This is a genomic window from Alteraurantiacibacter lauratis (assembly GCF_037154155.1).
Taxonomy (GTDB): Bacteria; Pseudomonadota; Alphaproteobacteria; order Sphingomonadales; family Sphingomonadaceae; genus Alteraurantiacibacter; species Alteraurantiacibacter lauratis.
In genome coordinates this window covers 49,042-65,087 of sequence record NZ_JBANRN010000009.1, presented here as the reverse complement: position 1 = coordinate 65,087, position 16,046 = coordinate 49,042, and the positions used below count along the sequence as shown (strand labels likewise).

The window sequence follows — 16,046 nt, the reverse complement described above, 5'->3', positions numbered from 1 at the left end:
TCAGAGGGCTATGGCGCGCGCAGATCATCTTGTCTCACTTGTCCGCGCCAGCGTCTCCGGCGACCGTGAGACGCTGCGCGCGGCGGCCGAGGCGATTGTCGCTGACGAACGCGCCAAGAAGCACCATATCCTCGCCGATCGCATCGAACGCGCTTTATCGACCGTTCCGGTCACGCCGCCGCCGCTCACTACATCGCAGCCCCAAATCGGGCCGGGACGCGACGCGATCATTGAGGTCGAACCCCGAATCCGCTTTGATGATCTCCTCCTCCCCCTCCCGGCACGCGAGAACGGACGGCAGCTCATTGAGGAGCATGTGCGTGCCGATGTGCTGCGCGCCCACAGCTACGAGCCGCGGCATCGTGTCCTGCTTTCGGGACCGCCCGGCAACGGTAAGACTTCTTTTGCTGAAGCCATCGCCGAAGCCCTTGCGCTGCCCTTCTTCGTCGTTCGCTACGATGCACTAATCGGCAGCTATCTCGGTGAAACCAACGCGCGCTTGCGTAAGCTGTTCGACTATGTGCGCACCCAGCCCAGCGTGCTGTTCTTCGATGAGTTCGATGCCATCGGCAAGGAGCGCGGCGACACGCACGAGACGGGCGAGATCAAGCGTGTCGTGTCGTTCCTGCTCATGCAGCTCGACCAGCTCCCGCCCTATGTGATCGTCATCGCGGCGACCAATCACGCCGAGCTGCTCGACCGCGCCGTTTGGCGTCGCTTTCAGATGCGGCTTGGTTTCCCGGCACCCGATCGCAAGCTGATCGAAGTCTTCCTAGATCGTATCATCTCGGGATGGCCCGAAGCGCCGCGCTTGTCGCTCCAGAAGATCGCTGCCAAGCTTGGCCCGGTCAGCTATGCCGAGATTCTTGATTTCTGCCAGAATGTTCGACGCAGACAAATATTGGGCTTGGGGGAGATCGGGATTGATGACGCGCTCGCAAAGGAACTTGAACTCTGGGCGTCGCGAGTGCGGCCTGACCTGATAGATGCCGAGCGATCCGAACAAGCCCCTACTGAGGCTGATGCCCGACCGGCCCAAGCAGCGTCCCGCCGGCGCGCAAAGGTTTCCCCGACCGCCTGAGCCTTTCCCGCGCGATCGGCAAACCGGCACCTTCAGCCCCAAGTTCGACCGGCTTGCGCAAGCACTTGCGCGTGATCCCGGCGGCCTGGAACTGCGAGCCGATGCGACGGCTCTTGCGCCTGAGCGACTGCTGGTTTTCGAGGTGCGCGGCTCGGTCAGCAACTTCGCCGCAGCCGTCCAGCGCGTGCCTGGCCTCGAACTGGTGGACGAGGAGGAAATCGGCGGCGATGATGACAAGGCACCCGTCGCTTATCTCATGGTCCCCGATGCCCGTGCCCTCGCGGAACTTGTGTCATTGTGGCGACGCTGGAACGACGGCAGGCTCGATCGCGGCGAGACACCCTGGCGCGGCGTGTTCGAGTTGCTCCGTGATTTGCGGCCTTGGGGACCGCAGGACCGGGTTCAGGCCGTTGACGCCGATTTCCTGGCCGAAGAAATAGAAGGCCGTGCCGACGACGAACTCGTGCCCCTCGAAATCGAGCTGATCTTCCGGGCGAACGATGCTCAGGCCGAAGGGCAAGAACAGGAGGTCCGCGCGGCAGTGATCGCGCGCGGCGGTATCATCGTATCCCGCGCGCGCCTGCCTGACATCGCCTATCATGCGCTACTCATCGACCTGCCGGTGCGCGCCGTGCGCGAGATCCTCGACCGATCGGCTGGCGGCATTGCCGGCCTCGATCCGGTCATGCACATCCGGCCTCAAAGCCTGGCGACCTCAATCGAAATCGAAGATGCGGGTGAGGCCGGTGTCCCTCAGCCACAACCGGACCTTCGTGAGCCCATCCTGGCGCTGCTCGACGGTGTGCCGGTCGCCGCGCACCCTCTCCTTGCGCAGCATGTGGTCGTGGACGACCAGTTCGGATTGGAGCCGGACGCGCCAGTTGATCAGCGTGTTCACGGAACCGCGATGGCATCGCTCATCGTTCATGGCGATCGCAACAATCCAGCCCCGTCGCTGCCACGGCGTATCCATGTAGTGCCTGTCCTCGGTGCCGGGGATCAGTTCCCGCCCCGCCGCCTCGTAATCGACGTTATATATCTGGCTGTTCGTGCAATGCGCGAAGGCCCGGACGCCACCGCGCCAGGGGTGTTAATCGTCAACCTTTCGCTCGGAAACGCCCGCCGACCTTTTCATCTGAGCTTGTCACCTTGGGCACGGTTGCTTGACAGGCTTGCCTATCGGTTCGGCATCCTGTTCCTGGTGAGCGCGGGCAATGTAAAGGATGCCATCGGTATTCCGGCCTTCGCGACGCACATGGCGTTCGAGGATGCCGATGGGACCGCGCGCACCGACGGCACGCTTGCTGCCCTCGGCAATGTGATGGCAGACCGGAGGTTGTTCTCTCCGTCCGAGGCGATCAACAGCGTCACCGTCGGAGCTTCTAACGATGATTGGGTGAACGAGGCGGATCGACGGCTCGCGCGTGGCAATGTTGATCCCTTTCCCGAACTGCGCATCGCGAATCCGACAAGTGCTCTAGGTCCGGGCTTTGCACAGGCCGTCAAACCAGACATCCTCATGCCCGGCGGCCGCGAACATCTACGGCTCGCCCGCACAGGCGATCACATCTTCGTCCAGCCAATGAGACCCGCCAGGCCAGCCGGCCTCAAAGTCGCGGCTCCCCGCACCGGCGCGATCGAAAATGCTGAAGGATATACCGGCGGCACCAGCGGGGCGACGGCGCTCGCTTCCCGAACCTGCCATCGTATCCATGACGCGCTCGAAGCCGCCTATCCAGGGTTCAGTGCTTTGCCGCACATCCAGCGCGCCGTATTGTTGAAGGCGCTGCTTGTGCATCCGGCACGTTGGCCGGAACAAGCGGCTGACAGGATCAAGACGATCATCGGCCCGCCCGGCGGCCATCATACGCATATCAAGGACAACATCCGGCGTTTCCTCGGCTTTGGCTATGTCGATGCCGAAGATGCCGTTGCGTGTGCGGACGATCGCGCAACCTTCTGGGCGGTCGGCGAGCTGCCGCCCGAACGCATCGTCACCGTCCGCGTGCCGGTCCCGGCTCTCATGGGTGGGCAGGCACGTCCGCACAGCCTAGCCGCGACCCTAGCTTGGTTCACGCCGGTCGCGCCTGGACGCAAGAGCTATCGGTCCGTGCGGTTGAAACTTCTCGACCCGGAAGACCTTACAGCACTGAGCGTCACTCCGCGCAAATTGCAGCCCGATGCAAATCAGACCAATCGCGGCACAATCTTCATGCGCTGTTGGGAAGGCGCTCGCGCTCCGGCTGTCGGCGCTGACATGACTATCGACCTAGTTATTCAGCGTGACCCGGACCCCGGCGCCCCAATCGACGAGCCGGTGCCGTTTGGACTTGCCGTGACGCTCGCCATGCCCGGCTTGGTCGGAATCTACGAGCAGGTTGCCCAGCGCCTCGGCATCGCTCCACGTCAAACCATCTGAAAAGCTCGTCGATCATCCACCCAATTTGTTGAACAGGTCAGGGAAGACAGGCAGGGGATCACTCGCCTCCGCTGAACGGGCTGCGCTTCCCGCCGCCGCCACCGCGACCCATTCCACCCGCCAGTCCAGGCGCAGCACATCGTTTGCGCCATCGCGCTGAATCCGCGTGATGCCGGCGCCTTCCTCGCTGACCTTGAAGCGGCAGGCATCGCCCTCGCCATAGGCCGCCTCGATCAAGGTGCCGTCCGAAACGCTGATCCAGCAGCGCCCATCGGAATCCTCGGGCACCGCCAGCTCGGCCTCAATGTCGCCCATGATTTTCAACCTCGCGCGGTCCTCGCCGCAGATCGTCACGCTCATATCCGTTCCTCGATTCGCAAAGCTGCATTGTGGAACACATTAAGAACATTGGGCAAGAGCCGAGAAGGCTGAGGGGAAAGCCTTCCCCTGACCGGGAGCCCTTGCGGTCTCCCGCTACCCCTTCTGCGGGGGCCGCAGCCCCCGCAACGCCCCCGCTGAGAGTGAGAGCCCGGCCCGGCCGCCGTGACGGGCTCACGAGGCAGAGGGAGCGGCCCCTGCCGGCCCGTCGCGGAGAAACGCGATGGCGCTTACCACCACCGCCGCCCGCACCGGCTACGATCCGGCGGGCCTTATCACCCTCGGCCAGAATCCATCCCGCGATCGGGTCCGATTGCGCGTGCTCAGCCTGGGCGCGGGCGTCCAATCGACCACCCTGGCGCTGATGGCTGCCCACGGCGAGGTCGGGCCGATGCCCGATTGCGCCATCTTCGCGGACACCGGCTGGGAGCCGCGCGCCGTGCGCGAGCATCTCGCCTGGCTCATGTCGCCCAACGTGCTGCCCTTCCCGGTGCATATCGTCTCGGCCGGCGACATCCGGGCCGACCTGCTGCGGGCCGGCGGCGGCGAACGCTGGGCCTCGATCCCTGCCTTCACCCGCACGGTGAAACGCGGCCGCATCGAGGTCGGCATGATCCGGCGCCAATGCACCAAGGACTACAAGATCGTCCCCATTCGCCGGAAGGTCCGCGAGCTGGTCGGCCTGACCCGCCGCCGCTCGCCCGACCATCCCGTCGTCGAGCAATGGATCGGCATTTCGCTCGACGAGCTGATCCGCATGAAGCCGTCCTTCGAGGCGTGGCAGGTCAACCGCTGGCCGCTCATCGAGCAACGCATGTCGCGGCACGACTGCCTGCGCTGGCTCGAACGGCATGACTATCCGATCCCGCCCAAGAGCGCCTGCGTCGGCTGTCCCTTCCATTCCGACATGCGCTGGCGCGAGATCCGCGACCGTGATCCCGAAGCCTGGGCCGAGGCGGTGGAAGTCGATCAGGCGATCCGCACCGGCCTGCGCGGCATCCGGGGCGAGGTCTATCTGCACCGTTCGGCGGTGCCGCTCGACCAGGCGGACCTCAGCACGCCGGCCGATCGCGGCCAGCTCGATCTCTGGGGCAACGAGTGCGAGGGCATGTGCGGCGTGTAACGGCCGCCATGCACATCGAGAGAGTGAGAGGGGGGCCTTCGGTTTCGTGACGGGCTGGGTAGCCGAGAGAGTGTCTCCCGGCGGCCCGTCATGGAGTAACCGACATGGCAAAAGCTGCCCCCAAGATCGTTCTCAGCCCGTCGCGGGATATTCCCTTCGACAAGCTGATCCTGTCCCAATCCAACGTCCGCCGCGTGAAGAACGGCGTGACCATCGAGAACCTCGCCGACAGCATCGCGCGCCGCACGCTTCTGAGCGGTCTCAGTGTCCGGCCCCAGCTCGACGCCGACGGTAACGAAACCGGCATGTTCGAGGTGCCGGCCGGCGGTCGGCGCTACAGCGCGCTGGCGATCCTCGTGAAGCGCAAGCGCATGGACAAGGACGCGCTGGTCCCCTGTGTCGTCAAGGCGGCGAACGATCCGGTCCTCGCCGAAGAAGATTCGCTCGCTGAGAACACCGAACGCGAGCCGCTTCACCCGCTCGACGAGTTCCGCGGCATGAAGGTGCTTCACGACAAGGGCGAGCGCGAGCAGGCCATCGCCGCGCACTTCCGCGTGACGCCGGCCGTCGTCAGTCAGCGTCTCAAGCTCGCTTCGGTCTCGCCCAAGCTGCACGAAGTTTATGCCGCGGGCGACATGACGCTCGATCAGCTCATGGCGTTCACCGTCAGCGAAGACCATAAGCGCCAGGAGCAACTCTGGAAGCAGCTCGACCACAGCGTCAACAAGTCACCGGGCTTCATCCGCGACAGGCTGACCGAAGACATGGTGCCCGTTTCGGACAGGCGCGTGCGGTTCGTCGGTCTCGACGCTTATACCGCGGCGGGCGGCATCACGCCGACGCGCGACCTGTTCGAGCCCGACGACGGCGGCTGGGTGTCCGATCCCGCCTTGCTCGACCGCCTGGTCGCCGAGAAGCTCGACGCCGAAGCGGAGACGATCAAGGCCGAGGGCTGGAAATGGGTCGAGGCGCTGATCGACCTGCCCTATGGCTATGACGAGGACTGCCGGGAGATCGACGCTATCCGCGAGCCGCCGACCGAGGCGGACGAGGCACGCATCGCCGAGCTTCATGCCGAGGCGGACGCGCTGGAGGATCAGTGGTCGGGCAAGAGCGATGTCCCGTCCGAGGTCGAAGCCCGCCTCAACGCGATCGACGTGGAAATGGGCGTTCTGTCCAGGGGCCGCTTCACCTACGATTCCGGGGAGCAGGCCCGCGCGGGCGTGTTCGTCGGCATCGAGCAGGACGGCTCGCTCTATATCGACCGGGGCTGGGTGCTGCCCGAGGATGAGCCCGAAGACGAGACCGACGACGCAACCGGGGAGGAAGCCGATGCGGTGTCGCAGGCGTCCGGCGACGAGCCGGCGGAAGCCGAAGCGCAGCCCGCTGTGGCGAGCGTCGATGGCGAATCCGTCTCGGTGGCCGTTGCGACCGACAGCGACGAGGATGATGACGAGATCATCAAGCCGCTGCCGGACAGGCTGGTGGCCGAGCTGACCGCTTCCCGGACGGTCGCCTTGCAGGACGCCTTCGCGCAGAACCCGGCGGTGGCCTTCGCCGCCGTGCTGCACGCGATGGTGCTCACCACCTTCTATCAGGTGCGCACGGAGAGCTGCCTGGAGCTGTCGGTCGGCCGCGTCTATTTCCCGTTCCAGGCTCCGGGCCTGAGGGAAAGCCCGGCGGCGAAGGCGATGGACGAGCGCCATGCGGCCTGGAAAGCGCGCCTGCCCAAGTCCGACAAGGATGCCTGGGATGCGATCCAGCAGCTCGACGGCGCCGATCAGGCGGCGTTGTTCGCCCATTGCGCGGCCTATTCGGTGAACGCGCTGTGGGAGCCGGTCCCCAAGCATGGCGGCGGCCGCGTCTCTGCGCATGGCGTCGCGCGCCGAATCGAGCACGCCAATGTGCTGGCCCGCGCCATCGGGTTCGACATGGCGGCGACGGGCTGGCGGCCGACGGTCGAGAATTATCTCGGCCGCGTCACCAAGCCGCGCATCCTCGAAGCGGTCTCCGAAGGCACCGAGCCGCAGAAGGCTGGCCTGATCGACCACCTCAAGAAGGGCGACATGGCCCGCGAAGCCGAACGGCTGCTCGCCGATGCCGGCTGGCTCCCCGAGCCGCTGCGGATGCCGGACCTCGAACCCGTCCTGCCGATCGCCGATGCTTCGGCGGACGGCGAGGCGCTCCCGGCGTTCCTCGGTGAGGACGGCGAGGAGGACGAGCAGGACTCGGCTTACGCCATCGCGGCGGAATAGCGGCAATTCGGGGCGGAGCGGTTTCGGCCGCTCCGCCCCTTTTTCTTGGCACCGATCACCGGCCCGGCCGAGCGCCGGGCCTTTTCGCATGGCCGACGGGCCACTTCCGACCGGACGGCTTTCACCCTCAACATAGGAGAATCCCATGAAGATCGACGACATCGCACTGGCGGACGCCGACACGCTCGCGCCCGTTCTGCTCGCCGCCATCCAGCGTCTCGGACAGCTCGGCCGCTCGGGCGCCGTCGCGCTGGCGCGGCAGGTCGAAGACGGCGACGCCGATTTCGACGAGGCCGCCTCCTGGATCGCCGACATCGCGGCCGGGTCGCTCACCGACTGAGCCGCGCGCCGCCGGTCCCGTCATGGGGCCGGCGGCCAGAGCGCGAGGAAGGCCGGGGTCGGGTGAGCCGGCCGGATTGAGAGAGAGCGCCGGACGGCTCGCTCCTTTCCCGCTCTCCCGGAGACACACCATGTCCGACAACATCCACGATCCCTCGCGCGCGGCCGTATCGTCGGTCCTCGACGGTCACGCTGTCGTGGACGCCGTTCCGCTCGGCACCACGCTGCGCTTTTTCGATGGCACGCCGCGACCGCCCGAACGCTTCCGGCGCAAGCTGTCCGCCTGGAAGAACCGCAACGACACGGGCCGTCTGGTCGAGAAGTCGGCCGCTTGCACGCTCGGCGACAGGCCGTTTCCCGCCACCTTCACGCTGCACCTCGGCAACTACGGCTCGAACGGCACGATCGTCATGGTCGTGAACCGGGGTTTCCAGGCCACGACCGATCTTCGCTTCGAGATTCTCGAACGTCCCGCGCCCGGCATGGTCCGCGTGCTTTCGCGGCGCGGCGGCCGGGTCGAGCTGCACCGCCTCGCGTCCGACATGGCCGAGGCCGAGGCATGGATGGCGAAGAACCGCTATTGTGACCCTATTGCCGAGATCGTCGGCGAGGACGAAGCCGTGACCCTCGGGAGGGCGGCATGAGCGGCGCGGCTGCCATTGAGGCCGTCTATGGTCGCACCGCCGATGGTCATCTGGCGGCGCGGCTCGGTGATAACGCCTATCTCGCCGTTCCGGTCTCCGAGGGCTTGCGCATCAAGAATGCGTGGCGCCTCGGCCAGCCTATCGCCGAATGGACGCAAGCCCAATTCTACGGCGGCATGGGCACGGTCCCGGACGAGGCGGCGTTTCGCGCCCATGTCGAGGAGCTGGTCCAGCATCGGCGCGAGGTCCATGCGCTCGGCCGCACCCACGAACCCGGCAACGGCGTCTGGACGCCGTGGGAATGGTCGCAGGGCGCCGAAGTCTATGCCGAGGGCGTGGTCTTCCACTCCACGGCCGGCCACGGCGGCTTCAATCTCGACGACACCCGCAACGCCACCATGCCCGCCATACTGCGCATCGAGAGCGGCTGGTATGAGGAGGATTGCGATTGGGCGCTGGTCGCGTTCGGCTTCCCTGAGCTGTTCACGGCCTATGAGCGGCGCATCGCCGAGAAGACCTTGCGCGACACCTTCCCCGAACGCTGGGAAGCCATCCACGGCCGCGCCCTTGCGCCCGGCGAATCCTTCATGAACGATCGTCGCCTATTCGAGGTGGCCCACGCTCAGGACTGGATCGTCGTATCCGCGATCCGCTCCGATGTGCGGCCGGGGTTCGTGGAGTGCATCGCCACGCTCGGCGGCGACCGGGCGGGATCGCGGCGTTGCTATCTGGTTCCCGCCGGCGAGTATCGCTGCGAACCGCATGGCTTCGTGATCGACGAGGCCAGGCACGACATCTGGGACGGTCCCACCGCCTTCGCGGCCTGACCCGTCCATTTCAGGCCCGCTGCCGAACGAGACCGGCGGCGGGCCATTTTTTTGTCGGCCTTCGAGAGCCGGTCTCTCGGCACGATTGCGCCTGATCTCGGAGGATTTCGGCATCTCCCGAGAGTGAGAGGGGGGCCGGAAGCGGGCGGGTCGGCCGGATCGAGAGAGAGCGTCCGGCGGCCCGTTCCCTTCCGGCTCTCCAAGGACATTCGCCATGACTCTTGCTGCTCCCGTCGCCCGTCCGGCGGCGCCGCTTCCCGTCGCGCCTGCTTTCGCCGCGACCGCGCGGTCGATCCTCTCCGCCGCTGCGCTCATCCTTCCCGACCTCGAACGGGGCCGCGCCATCGACGCGCGCGCCTTGCGCACCGCGATGGAGACCGCGTTCGGCGGCTCCGACGCCGACGGCGCCTGGGACTGGAAAACCGCCTATGACGCCTGCGAGGCGGCGCAGGTTCTGTTCCTGCGCAAATACGGCAGCGTCATCCTCCGCCAGTCCGCGTCGCCCGTCGCCGCGCTGGCGATGATCGAGAAGGTGGCGGCGTTGCTCCCCACCCATACCCGCCGGTCGGAAACGTCCCAGGCGTTCCAGCAGTTCTCGACGCCGGCCGGACTCGGCTTCGTCGCTACTGTCGCGGCCGCGATCCGGCCCGGCGACGTGGTGCTCGAACCGTCCGCCGGCACCGGCCTGCTCGCCATCCAGGCCGAGACGCGCGGCGCGGCCCTCATTCTCAACGAGCTGGCCGAGATCCGCGCCGAGATGCTCGCTGGCCTGTTCGGCGATTGCCCCGTCACCCGCCACGATGCCGCGCATATCCATGATTATCTGCGCGCGGACATCGTGCCGAGCGTGGTGGCGATGAACCCGCCCTTCTCGGCCGTTGCGCATGTCGATCGGACCATGAAGGACGCAGCCCTGCGCCATATCGGCTCGGCGCTGGCCCGTCTCGCGGAGGGCGGCCGCCTGGTCGCGATCACCGGGGCGAGCTGCGCGCCCGACAATCCCGCCTGGACCGAATCCTTCGCCCAGCTTCAGGAACGGGGCCGCGTCTTGTTCTCGGCGGCGATCGACGGCCGGGTCTATGCCAAGCACGGCACGACGATCGACACGCGCCTGACCGTCATCGAGCGCGTTCCGGCTGACGAACCTTCCGTCTTCCCGGCCTCGCCCGGCGTTGCGCCGGATACCGCGACTCTGCTCGGTTGGGTGCTCGATCATGTTCCGCCGCGCGGGTCCGGTCCCGACACGCCGCCGCCCGCCCTGTCCGTTGCGGTGCCGGTCGCCATGCGGGCGATGTCGGCAAAGCCCGCGCGCCGTCGTCATGCCGCGCCGGTTCCGGCCGCTGCGCCGGCCAAGCTGCCCGAAGCGGCGGAGCTGGCCTATGACGCGATCGACTGGACGCCCGCCGAAGCCGGCCGCCTGACCGACGCCATCTACGAGCCCTATGCGCTCCAATCGCTACGCATCGACGGCGCCAGGGCGCATCCGACGCCGCTGGTCCAGTCCGCGGCAATGGCCTCGGTCCCGCCGCCCCGGCCGAGCTATCGGCCGATCCTGCCGGCGAACCTAGTTGCCGATGGCGTCCTGTCCGACGCGCAGCTCGAATCCGTCATCCTCGCGGGCGAAGCGCACAGCGGACACCTCGCCGGGGCCTGGACGGTCGATGATAGCTGGGATGTCGTCACCGCCGCGCCCGATGATGCACAGGACGCCGTGCGCTTCCGCCGGGGCTGGTTTCTCGGCGATGGCACCGGCGCGGGCAAGGGCCGCCAGGTCGCGGGCATCATCCTCGACAACTGGCTGAAGGGCCGCCGCCGCGCGGTGTGGGTCAGCCGTTCCGAAACCCTGCATCAGGACGCGATGCGCGATTGGGAGGCGCTCGGCCAGGAGCGCCTGCTGGTGACGCCGCTCTCGCGCTTCCGGCAGGGCACCGCGATCACGCTCGACGAGGGCGTGCTGTTCGCCACCTACGCCACGCTCCGTTCGCAGGAGCGCGGCGAGAAGGCGAGCCGCGTGCAGCAGATCGTCGATTGGCTCGGCGCCGACTTCGACGGCGTGATCGTGTTCGACGAGGCGCACGCGATGGCGAACGCGGCCGGCGGCACCAGCGACCGCGGCGAGCAGGCGCCCTCGCAGCAGGGCCGCGCGGGGCTTCGGCTCCAGCACGCTCTGCCCGATGCGCGCGTCGTCTATGTCTCCGCGACCGGCGCGACCACCGTGCAGAACCTCGCCTACGCCCAGCGCCTCGGCCTGTGGGGCGGCGAGGATTTCCCGTTCGCCACCCGCAGCGAGTTCATCGCGGCGATCGAAGACGGCGGTGTCGCGGCGATGGAGGTGCTGGCGCGCGACTTGAAGGCGCTCGGCCTCTATTCCGCCCGCTCGCTGTCCTTCGACGGCGTGGAATACGAGATGCTCGAACATGCGCTGACCCCGGCGCAGATCGGCATCTACGACGCCTACGCGGGCGCTTTCCAGATCATTCACAACAATCTGGATGCGGCGATGAAGGCCGCGAACATCACCAGCGCGACCGGCACACTCAACGCCCAGGCCAAGTCGGCGGCGCGCAGCGCGTTCGAGTCGGCGAAGCAGAGGTTCTTCAATCACCTCATCACGGCGATGCAGACGCCTTCGCTGATCGCCAGCATCGAGCGCGATCTGGAGGCCGCCCATAGCGCCGTCGTCCAGATCGTCTCGACCGGCGAGGCGTTGCAGGAACGCCGGCTGGCCGACATCCCGACCGAGGAATGGGACGATGTTCGCGTTGACGTGACGCCGCGCGAATATGTCCTGTCGTATCTCGAACACAGCTTCCCGGTGCAGCTCTACCAGCCGTTCACGGACAACGAGGGCAACCTGTCCTCGCGGCCCGTCACCGACGCGGACGGCAATCCCGTCGAATCCCGCGAAGCCGCCGCGCGCCGCGACCGGCTGATCGAGCGCCTGGCCTCGCTGGCCCCCGTGCCGGCCGCGCTCGATCAGATCATCCACCACTTCGGAACTGATCTTGTGGCCGAGGTGACGGGGCGCTCACGCCGGATCGTCAAGCGGCGCGGCTCGGACGGCATCGACCGCTATGTCGTCGAGAGCCGGCCGGGCTCGGCCAATGTCGGCGAGACCGACGCCTTCCAGAGCGACGCCAAGCGCATCCTCATCTTCTCCGACGCGGGCGGGACCGGCCGCAGCTATCACGCCGACCTCGGCGCGCGGAACCAGCGCCTGCGCGTCCACTATCTGCTGGAGGCGGGCTGGAAGGCCGACAACGCCATCCAGGGCTTCGGCCGCACCAACCGCACCAATCAGAAGCAGCCGCCGCTGTTCCGGCCGGTGACGACCGGCGTGAAGGCGCAGAAGCGGTTCATCTCAACCATCGCCCGCCGTCTCGACACGCTGGGCGCGATCACCCGCGGCCAGCGGCAGACCGGCGGCCAGGGACTGTTCCGGCCGAAGGACAATCTGGAATCGCAATATGCGCGCGACGCGCTGCGCCAGCTCTATCGGCTACTGTTTGCGGGCAAGGTGGAGGGCTGCTCGCTGCTCGCTTTCGAGGAAGCGACGGGTCTCAGCCTGCGCGACGACACCGGCCTCAAGGACGAGTTGCCGCCGATCACCACCTTTCTCAACCGGATGCTGGCGCTCACCATCGACCTCCAGAACATCCTGTTCACGGCGTTCGAGGACTTGCTGACCGCCCGCATCGAGGGGGCCATCGCGTCGGGAACCTACGAGCTGGGTCTGGAGACGCTACAGGCCGAGAGCTTCACGATTGCCGACCGGAGCACCATCTATACGCATCCGGGCACCACGGCGGAGACGAGGTTGCTGACGATCGAACGCAAGGACCGCAATCGGCCGCTCGCGCTGGACGACGCGCTCGACCGGCTTTCGGACCCGCGTGCGGTCCTGCTGGTCAACGCCCAATCCGGCCGCGCGGCCGTGCAGATACCGACAAAGGGCGTCATGCTCGACGACGGTAGCATCGAAAGCCGCGTGCGGCTGGTCCGGCCGATGGAATCGTTGCCGATGCCGCTGGAGGCGATGGGGCAGACGCAATGGCGCGAAGCGAGCCGCGCCGACTTCGCCCGCGCCTGGGAGGCGGAATTGGCCGAGGTGCCGGAGTTCGCCACCAGCACCATGCACATCGTTACCGGCCTGCTGCTCCCGATCTGGAAGCGCCTGCCCAACGAATCCACGCGCGTCTATCGGCTCCAGACCGATGACGGCGAGCGGATCGTCGGCCGCCGTGTGTCGCCAGCCTGGGTGGCGACGGCAACCGCCAACGACAATGCTCCGACCCTCGACCCGCAGGCCGCCTTTGCCGCGCTGATGGACGGCAACACCATCCTCGACCTGGCCGAGGGCCTTCAGCTTCGCCGTGTGCGCGTCATGAACGCCTACCGGATCGAGCTGACCGGCTTTACCGACCCCATGCGCGAGCGGCTGACCGCATACGGCCTGTTCCACGAAATCATCTCGTGGAAGCTGCGCATGTTCGTGCCGGTCAATGCCAGTGGCGTCGCGGTGCTGGAACGGATCATGAAGCGATGGCCGCTCCAGCGCATCGCCGACCGGACGGCCGCGTGATGGGCCGGCTGTCGGATCAGGCAGGCGAGTTGGCGCACCGTCTCGGCGATCGGGCCGAGGCGGTGTGCCGCCACTACCTGTCGAAGGGGCATCGCGAAGGCCGCTATTGGCTGGTCGGCGATGCCCACAACACGCCGGGGCGCAGCCTCTATGTGCGACTCTGGGGCACGGAGGACGGACGGGGCGCAGCCGGAAAATGGACCGATGCCGCGACAGGCGAGCATGGCGACCTGCTCGACATCATCGCGCTCGCCTGCGGCCATGCGCATCTCCGCGACACACTGGACGAGGCCCGGAACTTCCTCAGCCTGCCGCATCCCGAGCCTTGCGCAGATGGTCCGCATCCCGCGCGAGAGCCGAAGGCGCCCACGGGCTCGCCCCAAGCCGCCAGGCGCTTGTTCGCCGCCTCCCTGCCTGTCCGTGGATCGGTCGTTCAAGCCTATCTGCATCGCCGTGCGATCACCGGCTTGCGGACCGACGATCCCCTGCGCTTCCATCCGCGCTGCTACTACACCCCGTCGCGGAAGGACTTGCCCGGAACTCGTCGGGCATGGCCCGCCATGATTGCCGCCGTCACCGATCTCGACGGCGCGATCACCGGCGTTCATCGCACCTGGATCGACCCTGCTGCATCGACGAAGGCCCCGGTGGCGACGCCTCGGCGCGCAATGGGTTTCCTTCTCGGGCACGGCGTCCGTTTCGGGCGAGCGGACAGGGTGATGACCGCTGGCGAAGGCATCGAAACCATCCTGTCCCTGCGTTCGATCATGCCCGCAATGCCCATGATCGCCGCTCTATCCTCGTCCCACCTCGCGGCCATCCTGTTCCCGCCTGCGCTTCGGCGCCTCTATGTCGCTCGCGACGACGATCCATCCGGCGACGCGGCGTTGGCGAGGTTGACCGAGCGGGCTTCGCCGGCCGGGATCGAGGTCGTGCCGCTCTCGCCCATGCTCGGCGATTTCAACGAGGATCTGCGCCTGATCGGGGCCGAGCGGTTGCGATCGCACCTCGGCACGCAGCTCGTCCCCGAGGATGCGGGCCGGTTCCTGGCCATCTCGGGTTGAAGCCGGAAAGGCGGCGGGGGGTTCGGCTCGGGGTTCGGGAAGGTGCGGCCTGTCGGTTGCGATAACGCTGCTGGTCATCGGAGAGACCACGCCCTTGCTGCCTTCTTGAGAGGCGTTCGGGACGACAGCCGCCCCGGCCCGGCAACGGCGTTCGGCGGCTAATTTCCGCCGCGGCCGCGAGCGGCCGCTTTGCATCGCGAAGCAAATTAGCCGCCGCCCTGCCGTCCAGCGCGATGCTTGGCCCCCACCCGCGCGGAGGCGCGGGATGGGGGTGCAGGCCCGGTTCGCCCGCCGTCTTTCGACGCCTGCGAAGGCCGCGAAGGGCGCGGTCAACCGATGAAAGGCGTCATTATGACAACCGACAATCCGCTTCCCGAACATGAACCCGAGCACGAGGAATCCCCCACCGCCTACCTGCTTCAGGAGATGGCCCTTTACGGATACCGGCCCTTCGAGGACGAGCCCGACCAGCGGCCGCTTCCCGACGCTCGCTCGGCCGAAGGCGCAGTCGCTGACATCTTCGACGCGATGGTCTCGTGCCTGATCGACACTCGGCTCGAACCCGACCTTGAAGACCTGCTCTGGCACCTCACCAACGTCTTCCAGCGCGCCGGCGAACGGATCGGGCGCGAGCTGGACGACAACGAGTTCGCCCAGAAGCGCAGCCAGCGCGAACAGGATGGCTCCGAGGTGAAGTCGGTCGAGCTGGAGCGGCTGCTGCGCGAGGGCGCGACCATGATCGAACGCAGGGACGCGATGGAGTTCTTCCGCGATGCCTGCGCCGAGCAGTTCCGCACCCATATCCGCAAGCCCTGGACGCCGCGCTCCGGCTCGAAGGTCAACCGCAAGGCGCTGACCTCGGCCGTGGTCGCCAGCAAGGACTTCATCAATGCGCGCAAATGGGCCGACAAGCAGGTGCTCGTGCCGCCCGGCACCCGCATCGCGGTCTCGTCGGGCATCGGCTTCAACGATGTCGGGTTCATCTACGCCATGCTCGACAAGCTCAAGGCGAAGTTCCCCGACATGGTGCTGTTGCATGGCGCGACCAGAACAGGCGGCGAACGCATCGCGGTCCTGTGGGCCGACAATCGCGGCGTGCCGTCCGTTCCTTTCGAGCCCGATTGGGACAAACACGGCAGGGCCGCGCCGTTCAAGCGCAATGACGAAGTGCTGGAGACCATGCCCAAGGGCGTCATCGTCCTTCCCGGCACCGGCATTCAGGACAATCTGCGCGACAAGGCCAAGGCGATGGGCATCAACGTCTGGGATTTCCGGCACCTCGGCGGCGCGTAAGCGCCGCCTTGTGCTATCATATCTATGTTTCGGGAACGCCG

At 67.1% G+C, this 16,046-nt stretch carries 11 protein-coding genes; 10 read left to right on the top strand and 1 reads right to left on the bottom strand.

Annotated elements, in window-relative coordinates:
- The first annotated feature begins 10 nt into the window (after positions 1-10).
- Positions 11-1,081, top strand: coding sequence for an AAA family ATPase (locus WFP39_RS09680; RefSeq protein ID WP_336919307.1), 1,071 nt, complete (start codon positions 11-13; stop codon positions 1,079-1,081).
- A complete protein-coding gene (locus WFP39_RS09675; protein ID WP_336919305.1) occupies positions 1,023-3,500 on the top strand; it encodes a S8 family peptidase in 2,478 nt (825 codons plus the stop codon). The genes WFP39_RS09680 and WFP39_RS09675 overlap by 59 nt, the downstream gene beginning before the upstream one ends.
- Before the next feature lie 12 nt (positions 3,501-3,512).
- Here the strand turns inward: WFP39_RS09675 and WFP39_RS09670 are convergent, their stop codons facing one another.
- Entirely contained in the window at positions 3,513-3,860 is a 348-nt protein-coding gene (locus tag WFP39_RS09670; RefSeq protein WP_336919303.1) for a hypothetical protein, read from the bottom strand.
- A gap of 241 nt (positions 3,861-4,101) precedes the next feature.
- Here WFP39_RS09670 and WFP39_RS09665 point away from each other — a divergent pair, with 241 nt between their 5' ends.
- The 8 genes from WFP39_RS09665 to WFP39_RS09630 all read left to right on the top strand — a co-directional run bounded on the left by WFP39_RS09665 (position 4,102) and on the right by WFP39_RS09630 (position 16,005).
- A complete protein-coding gene (locus WFP39_RS09665) occupies positions 4,102-5,001 on the top strand; it encodes a hypothetical protein (RefSeq protein WP_336919301.1) in 900 nt (299 codons plus the stop codon).
- A 104-nt stretch (positions 5,002-5,105) separates the two neighbouring features.
- The gene (locus WFP39_RS09660) at positions 5,106-7,256 is read left to right on the top strand and encodes a ParB/RepB/Spo0J family partition protein (RefSeq protein WP_336919300.1); all 2,151 of its coding nucleotides are present in this window, start codon (positions 5,106-5,108) and stop codon (positions 7,254-7,256) included.
- Positions 7,257-7,401: 145 nt separating this feature from the next.
- Positions 7,402-7,596 (top strand): hypothetical protein, encoded by a 195-nt coding sequence (locus WFP39_RS09655; protein WP_336919299.1) that lies wholly within the window; start codon positions 7,402-7,404, stop codon positions 7,594-7,596.
- A gap of 130 nt (positions 7,597-7,726) precedes the next feature.
- Entirely contained in the window at positions 7,727-8,239 is a 513-nt protein-coding gene (locus tag WFP39_RS09650; RefSeq protein WP_336919298.1) for a hypothetical protein, read from the top strand.
- Positions 8,236-9,066, top strand: coding sequence for a DUF7007 domain-containing protein (locus WFP39_RS09645; RefSeq protein ID WP_336919297.1), 831 nt, complete (start codon positions 8,236-8,238; stop codon positions 9,064-9,066). The genes WFP39_RS09650 and WFP39_RS09645 overlap by 4 nt, the downstream gene beginning before the upstream one ends.
- A 214-nt stretch (positions 9,067-9,280) precedes the next feature.
- Complete coding sequence (locus tag WFP39_RS09640) at positions 9,281-13,648, top strand: strawberry notch-like NTP hydrolase domain-containing protein (protein WP_336919296.1); 4,368 nt, start codon at positions 9,281-9,283, stop codon at positions 13,646-13,648.
- Positions 13,648-14,712: a DUF7146 domain-containing protein gene (locus WFP39_RS09635; RefSeq protein WP_336919386.1), complete on the top strand. Its 1,065-nt coding sequence runs from the start codon at positions 13,648-13,650 to the stop codon at positions 14,710-14,712. Before WFP39_RS09640 ends, WFP39_RS09635 begins: the two co-directional genes overlap by 1 nt.
- 351 nt (positions 14,713-15,063) lie before the next feature.
- Entirely contained in the window at positions 15,064-16,005 is a 942-nt protein-coding gene (locus WFP39_RS09630) for a DUF2493 domain-containing protein (RefSeq protein ID WP_336919295.1), read from the top strand.
- Positions 16,006-16,046: the final 41 nt, after the last annotated feature.